The 14,106-nt window shown below is 73.9% G+C and carries 13 protein-coding genes; 5 read left to right on the top strand and 8 right to left on the bottom strand.

Annotated elements, in window-relative coordinates:
* Nucleotides 1–151: 151 nt before the first annotated feature.
* The 3 genes from AB0D10_RS15815 to AB0D10_RS15805 form a co-directional block, all read right to left on the bottom strand.
* Nucleotides 152–706, bottom strand: coding sequence for a hypothetical protein (locus AB0D10_RS15815; protein WP_360256118.1), 555 nt, complete (start codon nucleotides 704–706; stop codon nucleotides 152–154).
* A 319-nt stretch (nucleotides 707–1,025) separates the two neighbouring features.
* The gene (locus AB0D10_RS15810) at nucleotides 1,026–1,541 is read right to left on the bottom strand and encodes a MarR family transcriptional regulator (RefSeq protein ID WP_360256115.1); all 516 of its coding nucleotides are present in this window, start codon (nucleotides 1,539–1,541) and stop codon (nucleotides 1,026–1,028) included.
* On the bottom strand, nucleotides 1,541–3,004 hold the full coding sequence (locus tag AB0D10_RS15805; RefSeq protein WP_360256112.1) for an MFS transporter: 1,464 nt from the start codon (nucleotides 3,002–3,004) through the stop codon (nucleotides 1,541–1,543). The genes AB0D10_RS15810 and AB0D10_RS15805 overlap by 1 nt, the downstream gene beginning before the upstream one ends.
* A gap of 166 nt (nucleotides 3,005–3,170) precedes the next feature.
* Between AB0D10_RS15805 and AB0D10_RS15800 the strand changes: the two genes are divergently transcribed.
* From AB0D10_RS15800 to AB0D10_RS15785, 4 genes are all read left to right on the top strand, one after another.
* Entirely contained in the window at nucleotides 3,171–4,727 is a 1,557-nt protein-coding gene (locus AB0D10_RS15800; protein ID WP_360256110.1) for an MFS transporter, read from the top strand.
* Complete coding sequence (locus AB0D10_RS15795) at nucleotides 4,724–5,323, top strand: TetR family transcriptional regulator (protein ID WP_360256108.1); 600 nt, start codon at nucleotides 4,724–4,726, stop codon at nucleotides 5,321–5,323. Before AB0D10_RS15800 ends, AB0D10_RS15795 begins: the two co-directional genes overlap by 4 nt.
* 322 nt (nucleotides 5,324–5,645) lie before the next feature.
* Complete coding sequence (locus tag AB0D10_RS15790) at nucleotides 5,646–6,104, top strand: hypothetical protein (protein ID WP_360256107.1); 459 nt, start codon at nucleotides 5,646–5,648, stop codon at nucleotides 6,102–6,104.
* 644 nt (nucleotides 6,105–6,748) lie between these two features.
* Nucleotides 6,749–8,197 (top strand): condensation domain-containing protein, encoded by a 1,449-nt coding sequence (locus AB0D10_RS15785; protein WP_360256105.1) that lies wholly within the window; start codon nucleotides 6,749–6,751, stop codon nucleotides 8,195–8,197.
* Nucleotides 8,198–8,316: 119 nt separating this feature from the next.
* On the opposite strand, the gene AB0D10_RS15780 is transcribed toward AB0D10_RS15785, so the two are convergent.
* The 5 genes from AB0D10_RS15780 to AB0D10_RS15760 form a co-directional block, all read right to left on the bottom strand.
* Nucleotides 8,317–8,961 carry a response regulator transcription factor gene (locus AB0D10_RS15780; protein WP_360256103.1) on the bottom strand — a complete coding sequence of 215 codons (645 nt, stop codon included), beginning with the start codon at nucleotides 8,959–8,961 and terminating at the stop codon, nucleotides 8,317–8,319.
* Nucleotides 8,952–10,052 carry a histidine kinase gene (locus tag AB0D10_RS15775; protein WP_360256403.1) on the bottom strand — a complete coding sequence of 367 codons (1,101 nt, stop codon included), beginning with the start codon at nucleotides 10,050–10,052 and terminating at the stop codon, nucleotides 8,952–8,954. The genes AB0D10_RS15780 and AB0D10_RS15775 overlap by 10 nt, the downstream gene beginning before the upstream one ends.
* 143 nt (nucleotides 10,053–10,195) lie before the next feature.
* Nucleotides 10,196–10,858, bottom strand: coding sequence for a DedA family protein (locus tag AB0D10_RS15770; protein ID WP_360256101.1), 663 nt, complete (start codon nucleotides 10,856–10,858; stop codon nucleotides 10,196–10,198).
* Between the two features lie 156 nt (nucleotides 10,859–11,014).
* Entirely contained in the window at nucleotides 11,015–11,773 is a 759-nt protein-coding gene (locus AB0D10_RS15765; protein WP_360256099.1) for a TetR/AcrR family transcriptional regulator, read from the bottom strand.
* A 33-nt stretch (nucleotides 11,774–11,806) separates the two neighbouring features.
* The gene (locus tag AB0D10_RS15760; RefSeq protein ID WP_360256097.1) at nucleotides 11,807–13,000 is read right to left on the bottom strand and encodes an NAD(P)/FAD-dependent oxidoreductase; all 1,194 of its coding nucleotides are present in this window, start codon (nucleotides 12,998–13,000) and stop codon (nucleotides 11,807–11,809) included.
* 148 nt (nucleotides 13,001–13,148) lie between these two features.
* On the opposite strand from AB0D10_RS15760, the gene AB0D10_RS15755 reads away from it, so the two are divergent.
* Complete coding sequence (locus AB0D10_RS15755; protein ID WP_360256094.1) at nucleotides 13,149–14,078, top strand: aminoglycoside phosphotransferase family protein; 930 nt, start codon at nucleotides 13,149–13,151, stop codon at nucleotides 14,076–14,078.
* Nucleotides 14,079–14,106: the final 28 nt, after the last annotated feature.

The following is a 14,106-nucleotide window of genomic DNA, read 5'->3' as shown; positions in this document are numbered from 1 at the left end:
GTCTCGCCGCGGAGGCGCAGCGAACGCGGGTGAGGACGGGCGGCGCGGGAGGGTCGGCGCAGGAGGGCGGACACGGACGCACGGCCCCCGCCGCCTTCGGCAGCACTCCCGGGCCGCGAGCCGGTGACGGCGGAGCCCGTCGCCCCCCGGGTCAGCCCAGCGTCACGCCGCGCTCCCGGGCCAGTTCCTCCAGGCCGTACCGGGCCACGTGGTCGGCGTTGCCCAGGTCGATCGTCCGGACGCCGTCGGCGGCCAGCCGCTCGTTGACCTCGTCCAGGTGCTGCCGGACGAGCTGCTTCTCGGCGTCGGTGGTGCGGCCCTTGTGCGGCTTTCCGGCGTGCTCCAGGCTGGCGTAGTTGACCCGCTCCCTGGCGCCGGCCGGAGCCGCCTGCACCGGGACGGTCCGGGCCACCCGCTTGGCGCCGCGCAGCACCTCGGCCATCGGGGCCGCCGACGCCAGCCGGTTGAACGCCTCGGCCTCCAGGACGACCGTCTCCGGCTCCTCGACGTCCGGGTAGTGCAGCTCGACCGTCACCAGGTCGAGCGCCAGCTCCTCCATCGCGCCGAGCTCGTCCGCCAGCGCCTCGATCTCGACCGGGCCGTCCTCCAGCTCGGGGTGCTGGCGCACCACGATGCGCACCAGGTCGCCGTCGTCCTCCACGTGCTTGCCGGTCAGGTCCGAGAACCGGATGATCTTCTGGCCCATGTCTGCCTCTCGCGATGACTGTGATCAGCCGAGAGCCTAGCCCGGACTGGCCCGCACCCGGTCGAACTGGCGATCGGTCAGCCGGGCGGCGTGGCCGGTGCCGTCAGGGCGGGCGGCTGCCGGGGCGGTGTCGGTCATCGGGTCCGTCCTCGCGGGTCGGGAGCGTGTGCTCTCGGCGATGTCGCACGCCGCGGACGGACACCGGCGGCATTCGGACGGTGCGTTCGCACGGTGCGTGCGGACGGTGCGTTCCGGTGCGCTCGGGCCGACCGCACCCCGGCGGCGGCGCACCGCACCGCGCCACCGTCGGGGCAGGGACTCAGCCCAGGAGTGTGGCCACCAGCCGGTCGAGGGCCCGGATGTCCTCCGCGGGCAGGGCGCGCAGGGCGTCCGGCGGGGTGGTGAGGATGTCGATGGCGCGGGCGGCCTTCGTCGCGCCCTCCTCGGTGAGGTGGACCAGCTTGGAGCGGCGGTCGGCGGGGTTGGTGATGCGTTCGGCGAGGCCGCGCCGCACCAGGTCGTCCACGATGACGGTGGTGTACGGCGGGTCGGCGCCGAGCCGTTCGGCCAGCTCCCGCAGGGTGATCGGCCCGGCGGCGAGCCGGCGCAGCGCCCTGACCCGGCTGAAGCTCATGCCGAGGGCCTCGGAGACGGCCTTGCGGCGGTCGTAGCGTTCCAGCACGAGCGCGTTCATCCCCTGCCAGACCCGGGCCGCGATCCGGTCGTCGGCCTCGGTGGCTGCGGCAGTCCCGGCGGCCGGGTCGGTCTCGTCAGTCCCCTTGGTCCCGTTGGTCCTGCCGGCCTCCGGGGGCCCGTCGGCGTCAAGGCGCTCCATCAGGCGTCCACCGTCTCCTTCGTCTCCCTGGTCCCCTCACCCGCCTCCTCGGCGGCGAGCCGCTCCGCTGTGCGTTCGGCGGTCGCCCGGGCCCAGCGGCCGGAAGTGAGCGTACCGGTGACCAGTACGGCGGCTCCGCAGCCGGCGATGATCCACCACGCGGTCCGTGCCGTGGCGGTGAACGTCGCGGGGTCGGTGTGGGCGGCGCCGGCGACCAGGGCGCCGATCACGGCCACGCCCAGGGACTGGCCGACCTGCCGGCTGGTGGAGGCGACGGCGGCCGCGACGCCGGCCTGGGAGCGGGGCATCCCGGAGACGGCGGTGTTGGTGATGGGCGCGTTGACCAGGCCGAATCCGGTGCCGAAGAGCAGGAAGGCGAGGACCAGCAGCCAGGTCGGCAGGTGCGTGGAGTAGCCGAGCGCCTGGAGTACGGCGCTCGCGCTCAGCGCCGTTCCGGCGAGCAGCAGGGGTGTGCGCGGCCCCCGGGAGGCGACCATGCGTCCGGACAGCGGCGCGGTGAGCAGCGACATGACGGCCATCGGCAGCATGAACAGCCCGGCGTGCAGCGGGTCGAGTCCGCGGACGTCCTGGAGGTAGAGGGAGGTGAGGAAGAGGAAGCCGCCGAGGGCGGCGAAGGCGCCGATCGCGATGACGGTGGCGCCGGCGAACGGCGCGGAGCGGAAGAAACGCAGGTCGATCAGCGGGTCGGTGCGCCGGGGTTCGTGCCACAGGAGGGCGAGCAGTGCGGCCAGGGCCGCGGCCGTGCAGCCGAGGACGAGGGGCGAGGTCCAGCCGTGGTCCGGCGATTCGATGATCGCGTAGGTGAGTGCGGCGAGCAGGACGATGACGAGCAGCTGGCCGAGCGGGTCCGCCCGGCGGGCGCGGGCGGCCCGGGACTCGGGTATGTAGCGGCCGGTCAGGAAGAGGGCGGCCAGGCCGATCGGGACGTTGATCCAGAAGACCGCCCGCCAGCCGGCCGACTCCACCAGGGCGCCGCCGATGATCGGTCCGGCGGCCATGCTGATGCCCACGACGCCGCTCCACACGCCGATGGCGCGGGCGCGCCGGCGGGAGTCGGTGAACGTGTTGGTGATGATCGACATGGCGACGGGGTTGAGCATCGACCCGCCGACGGCCTGGAGCATGCGGGCGGCGATCAGCCAGCCGAGCCCGGGGGCGAGGCTGCACAGCAGGGACGCCCCGGTGAAGACGATCAGTCCGATCCGGAAGACCCGGCGGCGGCCGATCCGGTCGGCGGTGGAGCCGGAGAGCATGAGGAACGAGGCCAGCACCAGCGTGTAGGCGTCGACCGTCCACTGGAGTCCGGAGACCGAGGTGTGCAGGTCGCGTCGGACGGCGGGCAGGGCCACGTTCAGGATGGTGATGTCGAGGCTGACGATCAGCAGGCTCATGCAGCAGATGGCGAGCACGAGCCAGGGCCGCGGTCGGGCGGCTTCGGGCATGACGGACGCTCCACAGGTATTTGTGTTGTTGTAATCATTGTGAGCGTACAACTAAATCGCCGATCGACACCAGCCCTTTCGGTGGACCTCGCCCCCGGTGTGCAGGCGGCTCATGTCATCATGTGAAGACATCAATTGGTGACTACATCGGGGAGAGTGTTCGATCGTGCACGCAGCGGACTTGCGGCAGCGGGCCCTGATGCCCGTCCTGGTGTTCCTCGGCACGGTCGTGGCCGTCATCAGCAGCCTCGGCGCGCCGCTGGTGCCGACGATCGCCGCCGTCGACCACGTCTCCCTCACCGAGGCGCAGTGGTCGCTGACCGTCACCATGCTGGTCGGGGCGGTCACCACCCCGGTGATGGGACGACTGGGCGACGGGCCCCGGCGGCGGGCCGTGATGCTCGCCGCCGTCGCCACCGTCCTGGTGGGCAGCGTGCTCGGCGCGCTCCCGCTGGGCTTCGAGTTCCTGGTCGTCGGCCGGGCCCTGCAGGGCGTCGGACTCGGCCTGACCCCGCTCGCGATCGCCACCGCCCGCGACTGCCTCACCGGCGAGCGGGCGCGCTCCGCCGTCGCCCTGCTCTCCATCACCACCGTGGCCGGCGTGGGCCTCGGCTATCCGCTCACCGGCCTGCTCGCCCAGTCCTTCGGCCTGCACGCCGGCTTCTGGTTCGGTACGGCCATCAGCGCTGCCGCCCTCGCCGCCGGAGCACTGGTGCTGCCCGCGGCCGCCGCCGACCGCCGGCCCGCGCCGCTGGACACGCTCGGCGCCGTCCTGCTCGGCCTCGGCCTCAGCGGCGTGCTGCTCGTCCTCAGCGAGGGGGAGAACTGGGGCTGGACCGCCCCGGGTCTGCTCGCCCTCGCCGTCGGCGTCGTCCTGGTGTCGGCCTGGTGGGTCCGCCACGAACTGCGCACCGCCCACCCGCTGGTCGACCTGCGCTCGCTGCGCAACCGCGTGGTGCTCACGGCCGACGTCGCCGGGCTCGTCGCCGGCGTCGGGATGTACCTGCTGATGTCGCTGCTGACGCGGTTCGTGCAGACCCCGAGCTCCGCCGGCTACGGCTTCGGCGCCCCGGTCACCGTCGCGGGCCTCGTCCTGCTGCCGTTCTCGGTGACCAGCGTGCTGTCCAGCAAGGTCGTTCCGGTCCTGGCCCGGCGCACCTCCGCGGCGCTGGTGCTTCCCATCGGCTGCGCACTCTCGCTGCTGTCGATGCTGGTCTTCCTGACCGCCCACGACCGGCTCTGGGAAGCGTTCGCGGTGCTGGCGATCGCCGGACTGGGCGTCGGCTGCACGTTCGCCGTGATGCCAGGACTCATCGTCGGCGCGGTGCCCGCCGACCAGACCGGCAGCGCCGTCGGCTTCAACCAGGTGCTGCGCTACGTCGGCTACTCCACCGGCAGCGCGCTCAGCGCCGCCGTGCTGCAGGCCCACACCGCACCCGGGCATGCCCTGCCCTCCGGCGACGGCTACCGCGTGGCCACTCTGATCGGCTGCGCGGTGTGGGTGCTGGTCGCGGTGATTACCATCGTCCTGCCGCGGCACCGTGCCGCGACCGGCCCCGGCGTGACCGCCACGGGCGTGACGGCCCCCGGCGTGACCACCACGGCAGGCGGCCGACCGTCGGGGCGGACCGTGGACGAGGAGCAGCCGGTGAACGAGAGCACGACCGTGGCCACCCCGGGCGGGAGCACCCCGCCGGGACGCGACAGCGGAGCGCGCACGTGACCCGGCCCCCCGACCGGGCACGCCGACGGGACGCGGCCCGCAGCCGCGAGGAACTGCTGAACGCGGCCGGCGAACTCTTCGCCGAACGCGGATTCGAACGCACCACCACCCGGGAGATCGGCGAACGCGCCGGCGTCGACCCGGCCCTGATCGCTCGCTACTTCGGCGGCAAGACCCAGCTCTACCTCGCCCTCGTCCGGGCCGAACACGGCGACGAGACCCCCGCCGACCTGCTCGACCCCCAGCGGCTCGGCGACCTGCTCGAACGCTTCCGGCGTCGCACCAGCCCGATCCTGCAGATCGTCATGCTGCCCTCCGACGACGCCTCCGTCCGGGAGGCCGCGCAGGCGCACCTGTACCGGCGGCTGGTCGACCCGCTGCGCGAGCGCTTCGAACGCGAAGGCCTCGACCGCCCCGAACTGCGCGCGGAACTCGCCGTCGCGGCGTTCGGCGGCGTGATCCTCGCCCGCTCCGCCGGTGCACTCGACCACCTCGCCGGGGCGCAGCCCGCCGAGGTGATCGACCTGCTCCACGAGCTGCTGAGCGCGGCGGGAGGGCACGTGCCGCCCGCCGACGCACCGCCGTTCGGCGACTGAGGGACGGGACCCGGGGCGCGGCCAGGACCGTCCCGTCGAACGTCCGGGTCGGCCGCGTCGTCCGGCTACCGAGTCGATCGGTCGCTGAGTCGCTGGGTGTTTCCGCAGGTCAGGGTGGTGACAGGGACTGAAGTGACTGAGATTCGGGATTGGGTGCGCGTTCTGCCCTTGTCCTTCGCCACTGAACCTTGACCGGTTGCCCCAACCTTGACCAACGCCAGTGTGTGCCGGCGAAGTCTGATCGCCGCAGGTCACCGGCATCCAGCGGCACAATGCCTCGGCCGGTCCTTCGCCGGCCATCGGCAAGGAGGACAATCGGCCCATGAGCTTTCTGCAGGAGAAGGTGGAGCGGAACGATCTGATCAGAGTGGTGATCACTGGTTCGCCCGCCCCGCAGCAGTTCACCGCGATCGTCGAAGAGGTGTACTCGGCACGGGTCTTCGAGGGCCACGCGGGATCGGAAATCCGCTTCGTCGGCAAACCGACTCACTGGGGTCAGCGGTCACTCGCCGTGGGCCAACGCGCTCTCCTCTTCATCAGCCGTGTCTCCGGCAGGTGGTACGAGGACGCCTGGGAGGGCGATCTTCCCATCGAGGAGATCGACGGCTCCGAGTACGCGCTCTACCGGGTCGCTCATGAAAGTGTCCTCACCTTCGACGGGCTGTCCGACTCCCTCCGGGCCAGCTGCCGACCGCACCCCACCCTGCCGATCACCACGTGTTTCAACCTCGCCGCGTTGGAGTGTCATCTGAACGGCCTCATCAAGCAGGCCCTGCTGTAGACGAGCGGTCTGCGCGCGGCTCGGCAAGTGATCGAGCTATTGACCAAATCCCAGTGAGACGGACAGGCGGACGAGCATCGATCGCAGTGGGCCTGCCCGCGACCTTGGGATTCACGGTCAAACCTCAGTGGCAACCCGTCAAGGTTCGATGAGCGACTCAGTCGCTCAGTCGCTCGGTGTTTCCGCAGGTCAGGGCGATGGCAGGGACTGAAGCGACTGAGTTCCGGGATTGGTCCCACGTTCTGCCCGCGCGCTGTTCCGCCGGTGCGCCGGTGCGCCGGTCCGCCGGGACCTCGCTGCGTCGGACCGCCGCGACGCCCTCGTCGGCCGACGGGCGGCGACCGGCGGCTTTGGTGTCGGTGCCCGGCCTGCCGGGCACCGGGGCCGTCAACGCTCGGGCACGTCGTCACCCGATCCGGGAGCCCCGTGGCCATCGGCCGCCCCCCGGGCGCGGAAGCCCGCGCCGCCCGTGCCGGTGGTGGGCGTCGGGGAGCCGGGAGCGGGGGGAGTCCGTTGCCCGTCACCCGATCGGTGGGTGCCCGTATCCGAGTGCCCGCCGGCCGCGTTGGTACGGCACCAGTCGGTAGGCCGGCACACGACTGCTCTGGTACCACCCGACGACGACAGCGGCAGAAGAGGGCGGCATGCTCCAGATCTCAGTCGAGGACTCCGAGATCGGCCCCGGCGAGGCCCACCGGTGGCACCTGGTCCCCCTGACCGGCGCCGACGGGCCCGCCCCGCGCCGGATGACCGGTTACAACCAGGCGAAACATTTCACCGTTGCCCAGCACGCGCAGAGCGTCGACGAACCGATCCGCTCCTACGTGGCGTCCAGCTTCGAACTCGCCGGCCGGGTGGACCTGGACGCGCTGGCCGCCGCGCTGCTCCACCTGGTGCGGCGTCACGAGGTGCTCCGGGCGGTCTACCAGCCGCTGGGCGGGGACCTGGGCTGCGAGGTCCTCGACGCCGAGGAGGTGGCCGTCAAGCACGTCTACGCCGGCCCGCTGGAGACACCCGAGGAGGTCACCCGCCACCTTCAGGAGGCGTTCGGGGAGGTGGACACGCTCTCCTGGCCGCTGATCACGATGGGTGCGGTGGTGCGCGCGGAGTCGACCACCGTCTGGTTCTCCTGCGACCACCTGGTCACCGACGGCCTCTCCAGCGCGATCGCCGTCAACGACATCGCCACGGCCTACCGGAGCCTCGCGGCCGCGGACGCCGGGTGCGGTGAAACCGGGCGCGCCGACACCGCCGGCGCCGACACCGCGATCGCCGGTAGCGCGACCACCCCCGCCGCGCCCCGGCAGCCGGGCAGCTACCTGGAGTTCAGCCGCGCCCAGCGCCGGGTCAACCGGGCGATGCGCGCCGCCGACGCGCGGCTGGACTACTGGCGGGCGTTCCGCGACCGCAACGGCGGCCTCTTTCCGGCTTTCCCGCTCGACCTCGGGGTCCGGCCCGGCCGGCTGTACGCGCCGGTCGCGAGCACCGAACGGCTGTTGACGGCCCGGCAGATCGAGGAGTTCGGCGCAGCCTGCCGGGCCCGCGGCGGGCGGCTGTCCATGGGGCTGCTCGCCGGCCTGGCGATCGCCCTGCGGCAGGAGGGCGGGCCCGCGGTGTACCGCGGGCTGGTGCCGGTCAACGAGCGCGGCCGGGGCGACTACGCGGAGTCGATGGGGTGGTTCATCAACACCCTGCCGATCGAGTTCCCGGTCGGGCCGCAGGCGGGTTTCGGCGAGGTGCTGGCCGCCGCGCAGGACGCGTACGGGCAGATGCAGGCCCACGCCGGGGTGCACTTCGTGAAGGCGTGGCGGCTGCTCGCCCCCGCCGAGTACGCGCGGCTGCACTACTGGCCGCACGCGGTGAACTTCTTCTCCTACATCGACTTCCGCCGGCTGCCCGGTGCCGGGCAGCACAGCGCGCAGCGGGCCCGGCTGCACGTCTGGGTCTCCGGCTGCAACGGCGTCCTGCACTGGCTGCACCGCACCGACGAGGGCCTGTTCGTCAACACCATCCACGTCGACACCGCGCAGGCCCGGACCACCAACCGGGCGCTGCTCGACGGCTTCACCCGCTGCCTCACCGAGGCCTCCTGACGCCTCCGGACGCTGCGACGACCGGCCGCTGAAACCTTCCGCCAGTGCCGCTCCGGCGCGGGCGCAGGCGCAGGCGCGGGCGCGGACGCCGGGTCCGGCGTCCCGTCCCGGCCCGGCGGCTACGCGCCGAGGTGGTGCAGGACGGCCAGGACGCGGCGGTTGTGGTCGGTGGTACGCGGCAGGTCCAGCTTGTCGAAGACGGCGTTGAGGTTCTTCTCCACCGCGCTCAGCGAGATGTGCAGCCGCTGCGCGACGGCGGTGTTCGTCCAGCCCTCGGCGAGCGCCTCCAGGACGCTGCGCTCCCGCGGGGTGAGCCGGGCCAGCGGGTCGACGCGGGTGGTGTGCACCACCAGCCGGCGGACCACCTCCGGGTCGATCGCCGTGCCGCCCGCCGCGACCCGCTCCAGGGCGTCCAGGAACTCCTCGACCTCGGCGACCCGGTCCTTCAGCAGGTAGCCGACCCGCTCCGCGCCCGCCTCCAACAGCCGGGCCGCGTAACCGCGTTCGACGTGCTGGGACAGCACCAGCACGCCCACCTCCGGCCACTGCTCGCGGATCTGCACCGCCGCCCGCAGTCCCTCGTCGGTGTGCGTCGGCGGCATCCGGATGTCCACCACCACGACGTCCGGAGGCTGTTCGGCCACGGCCGCGGTCAGCGACGTCGCGTCGCCGACCGCGGCCAGCACCTCGTGCCCCTCCTCGGCGAGCAGCCGGACCAGCCCCTCCCGCAGCAGGGTCGAGTCCTCGGCGAGGGTCACGCGCATGGCAGCTCCGCGGTGATGACGGTCGGGCCCCCGGCGGGGCTGTGGACGTGGAGGGTGCCGTCCAGTGCGGCGACCCGACCGCGCAGCCCGGTCAGGCCGCTGCCCGCCGGGTCCGCGCCGCCGTCGCCGTCGTCCTCGACCCGGACGGTGAGCAGCGGGCCCGCCCCGTGCAGCCGGGCCGAGACCGCCGAGGCGCCGGAGTGCTTGGCGGCGTTGGTGACGCACTCGGACACCACGAAGTAGGCTGCTGTGCGTACCGGTTCGGGCAGGGGGGCGGGCACCTCGTAGTGCAGCCGCAGTGGGATGGCGCACCGCTCGGCGACCCCGCCCAGCGCCTCCTCCAGCCCCAGGGTGTCCAACGCCGACGGGTAGGCCCGCCAGGCGACCTCGCGCAGCTCGGTCAGCACCTCCCGCGCCTCCCGGTGCGCCTGGTGCAGCAGTTCCCCGGTCCGCTCCGGGTCCCGGCCGCGCCGGGCCCGTCCGAGCAGCATCGCCAGCGCCACCACCCGCTGCTGGACGCCGTCGTGCAGGTCCCGCTCGATCCGCCGCCGTTCCGCGTCCACCGCCCGCACCACCGCGGCCCGGCTGTCGGCGAGTTCGGCGATCCGGCGGCGCAGCAGCTCCGCCTCGGACGGCCCGAAGCACTCCCGCGCCGTCCGGGCGTCCAGCGCGGCGAGCGAGAGCAGGCCCTGCACGGCGAGGAACAGCAGCACCCCGCCGAGCAGCACCTGGGTCGCCAGTTCCTCCCAGCCGAGCGAGCCGCGCGCCACCCCGCCGGCCAGCAGCACGGCCAGCCCCGCGCCGAACACCAGCAGGCCCAGGACGACCCCGGTGAGCAGCCCGGTGCCGCTGCGCACCGCGAGGTAGCGCAGCAGCCTGCGGTCGTCCGCGCGGTAGTGCCGGGGGAAGCGGTCCCCGAAGAACGCGCTGCGCCGGGCCCGTTCCAGGCCGGAAAGGCGGCGCACCCCGGAGAGCAGGCTCCGCTCCGCGTACGGGCGGGTGCGCGGCCAGAGCAGGAAGGGGCCGAGGGCGACGCCGGCGGACAGCAGGTACAGCGCGGCGAGTGCGGCGCTCGGGCAGCCGAGCAGCATTCCCGTGGCGCGGCGCTGCCATGACGCGGTGTCTGTTCCGTCCCCCTGCACGGGGGCCGAGTCTACGGGCCCGGCCGGTGCGTCCGTCGGGCCGCTCGTCGGACTGGGCAAGAGACTCGGCAGAAGGCCGGGCAACGGACCGGTCAACGGGCGCGGCGGTGCTGGGCGGTGGTGTGACGCCCGCGCCACCGCAGCACGACGTACCCGGCCACGGCCACCACGACGACCACCAGGACCGCCTTCGAGAACAGGCCGACGTAGGTCTCCACCGCGTCCCAGCGGTCCCCGAGCAGGAAGCCGGCCATCACCAGCACGCTGTTCCAGACCAGGCTGCCGAGCGTGGTCAGCATGACGAACGCGGGCAGCGGCATCCGCTCGACCCCGGCCGGGACGGAGATCAGGCTGCGGAAGATCGGCACCATCCGGCCCAGCAGCACTGCCTTCGTCCCGTGCCGGGCGAACCACGCCTCGGTGCGCTCCAGGTCGGTGGCCTTGACCAGTGGCAGCCGGGCCCAGATCGCGTGCATCCGCTCCCGGCCGAACAGGGCGCCCAGCCAGTAGAGGACGACGGCGCCGGCGACCGAGCCGAGGGTGGTCCAGGTCAGGGCGGAGGCGAGGCTGATCACGCCCTGTCCGGCGGCGAAGCCCGTCAGCGGCAGGATCACCTCGCTGGGCAGCGGTGGGAACAGGTTCTCCAGGGCGATCGCCAGGCCGGCGCCGGGGCCGCCCAGGGTGTCGACCAGGTGGGCGGCCCACCCGGCGAACCCGTCGGCGGGCTGTGCGGCGGCGAGGACGGCGTGCGGCATGACGGCTCCCTGACGGTTGTGTCGGAGCGCTGCTGCGCTCAGGTACCGTCCACGCTAGAAACCGCTGGTCAGCGGCAGTATGCGGGTTTCCGGAGAACCGTCTGCGGGATTCCGCACCCCGTACCCTGCGGTTTCCCGCAGGGTACGGGCGGGGTGTCAGCTGGGGCGGGGGGTGGCCAGCGTGCCGTTGACGACGACCCGGAACATCCAGGCCAGCCGGTCCTCGGGCGCCCCGGACACCAGGTCGTCGCCGAGCGCGGCGATCCTCGGGTGGGTGGCGGCGGGGGCCGCGCGCAGGGCTTCGCCGAGTGCGTGGTGCTCCGCCTCGGCCGTCGGATCGGCGTCCCGGGCGGACTGCTCGGCGGCGGTCGCGGTGGCGGTCAGCAGCAGGACGTCCACGCCCCAGGCCGCCTGGGCGTCCGGCACGCCGCCCTCGTGGAGCAGGGTGAGAAGCGCCTCGACGAGGGCCAGGTAGTGGGGCCCGGACGGCCGGGCCACCAGGGCGGCGTGGGCGAGCGCCGGGTGCCGGAACAGCACCGCGGTGCAGGAGTCGAGGACCAGCGCCAGCCGCTCGCGCCAGTCCCCGGCCGCCGTCACCGGGCCGAGGTCGACCTGGCCGAGGTACTCCTCCAGGATCGCGGCGTGCAGGTCCGCGGTGTTGGCCACGTACACGTAGAGCGAGGCCGGCCCGGTGTCCAGGTCCTGTGCCAGCCGGCGCATCGTCACCCGCTGCAGCCCCTCCGCCTCCAGGATCCGGACCGCGGCGGCGACGATCGCCCGGTGGCTCAGCGCGGGCTTGGCCGGCCGCTCGCGGCGGCTGCGGGGACGCGCGGGGGAGGAGGCCGGGGAGGGGGCGGCGGAGGGGGCGGCGGCGGAGGGGGCGGCGGAGGGGGCGGCGGAGGGCGAACCGGTCATGCCCGACAGCGTAGCGATCGTGTTCGTGACGAACTAGTTCGCGGGTGCGGGTGCGGGTGCGGCAGTAGGCGTGGTGGTGGGTGTGGGCTCGGGCGCGGTGCCGGCGAACAGCTCCGCCAGACCCCGCAGGCCGTCCGGCCCGAACATCAGCTGCAGGCTCGCCGCGGATTCGGCGGCCGAGGCCTCGGAGCGCGGGAACAGCGCGTCCTCGTAGGCGGCCAGGGCGGCCTCCGGGTCGCCCGGGTGGCGGGCGAGGGCCAGGCCCAGTTCGGCCCCGTCGAGCATGGCGAGGTTGGCGCCCTCCCCGGCGAACGGGGACATCAGGTGCGCGGCGTCGCCGAGCAGTGTCACCCCGGGCACGCGCTCCCAGCGGTGGCCGACCGGCAGGGCGTGGATGCGGCGCGGCACCAGGGCGCCGTCGGCGTCGGCGACCAGGGCGCGCAGGTCGTCGGCCCAGCCGTCGAAGTGGGCGAGCACGGCCGTCTTGGTGGCGGTGCGGTCCTCGGCGTCGACGGAGTCCAGCCACTCCTCGCCCACCCGCAGGGCGGTGTACACGTGGACGCTCCCGTCGCCCTCGCGGTGCGCGAGGAAGCCGCGGTCCTCGGCGACGGAGAGGAAGAACCCGCCGCCCACCAGGGCGGCCACCGCCGGGTGTCGGGTGTCGACCTCGTGCAGGTCGGCCTCCAGGAAGGAGATGCCGGTGTAGACGGGCCGCGCCCGGGACAGCAGCGGCCGGATCCGCGACCACGCGCCGTCCGCGCCGACCAGCAGGTCGGTGGTGATCGCCGTCCCGTCCGCGAAGGCGACCTCGTGCCGGCCGTCGCCGAGCGCCCGGACGCCGACCGCCTTGCGCCCCCAGTGGACGGTGCCGGCGGGCAGTGAGCCCACCAGCAGCGCCCGCAGGTCGCCGCGGTCGACCTCGGGGCGGCCGCCGGTGCCGTCGTCCTCCTGCTCCAGCCGGACGACGCCGTCCGGCCCGACAAGTCGCACCGCCTCGCCGCCCTGGTGGACCAGCCGGCGGAACCGCTCGTGCAGCCCGGCGGCCCGCAGCGCCTGCTGGCCGGAGTCCTCGTGGATGTCGAGCAGGCCGCCCTGGGTGCGGGCCTCGGGGGAGGACTCCAGGTCGAATACGGCGGCCGGGACGCCGTGGACGTGCAGGACGCGGGCGAGGGTGAGGCCGCCAAGCCCGGCTCCGATGACGGCGACGGGGTGGTGCTGGGTGCTCATGGTTCGCTCCTCGTGGTGCTCGGGGGTCGGTCCGGTTCTTCCTCGACAATAGCGAACATGTTCGTAACGAACAAGTTCGTTCGGCGGGCGACCGGGCCGTGACGGCACGGGGCGGGCGCTTGGGCCCTGTCCGGCCTAGGGTGCCGGGATGATGACGATGCCGGAGGAGTTCGCGCGCAGCACCGTCGAGCGTGAGGGCGAGGCCGGGGCGCGGTGGATCGCGGCGTTGCCCGGGACCGTGGAGGCCTTGCTGGGGCGCTGGGCCTGCGTGCCGGACGGCGAGGTCATGCACGGGGGCGTCGGTGTCGTCGTCCCGGTGCGCCGGCGGGGCGGGGAGAGCGCCGTGCTGAAGGTGTCGTTCCCGCATCCGGGGAACGTCCACGAGCCGGACGCGTTCGTGGCGTGGGCCGGGCGCGGCGCCGTCCTGATGCACGAGCGCGACGACGAGTGGTACGCGATGCTGCTGGAGCGGGTGGAGCCCGTGACCCTGGCGGAGGTCGAGGACGGCGACGAGCTGGTGGCGGTCGCCGGGCGGCTCAACCGCCGCCTGGCCGTCCCCGCGCCGCCCGGCCTGCCCCGGCTGCGCGATCAGGCCGCGGCATGGGAGGAGCAACTGCGCGCGGACGCCGAGGGGTTGGCGCACCCCTTGCCGGGCCGCGTGCTGGACGCGGCGGTGGCGACCGTCCGGGAACTGGGCCGGACCCAGCCGGACACCCTCGTCCACGGTGACCTCCACGCGCGGAACATCCTGCGCGCCGGCCGCGAACCATGGCTCGCCGTCGACCCCAAGGGGTACGCCGGGGATCCCGCCTACGACGGCGGCACCCTGCTGAAGTCCCGCGCGCTGACGCTCCTCGACGCGGACGACCCGCGCAGGGCCGTCCACCGCATCCTGGACGTGTTCGCCGAGACGGCCGAACTCGACCGCGAACGGGTCCAGCGGTGGGCCCAGTTCCATGCCGTCCAGGCGGCGTTCTGGGGCCGCCGCCACGGCTTCCGCGTCGCCCGCAGCGGACCGCGACTGGACTGGCTCACCCAATTCGCGGACCGGTTGGCGGAGTTGCTCACCGTGCGGTAGTCCGCGGGGGAGTGCCGGCCTGCCCGCC

This window comes from Kitasatospora sp. NPDC048545, from assembly GCF_040651155.1.
Classification (GTDB): Bacteria; Actinomycetota; Actinomycetes; order Streptomycetales; family Streptomycetaceae; genus Kitasatospora.
The sequence above is the reverse complement of the archived record's forward strand: the minus strand, read 5'-3'. Positions and strand labels throughout refer to the sequence as shown.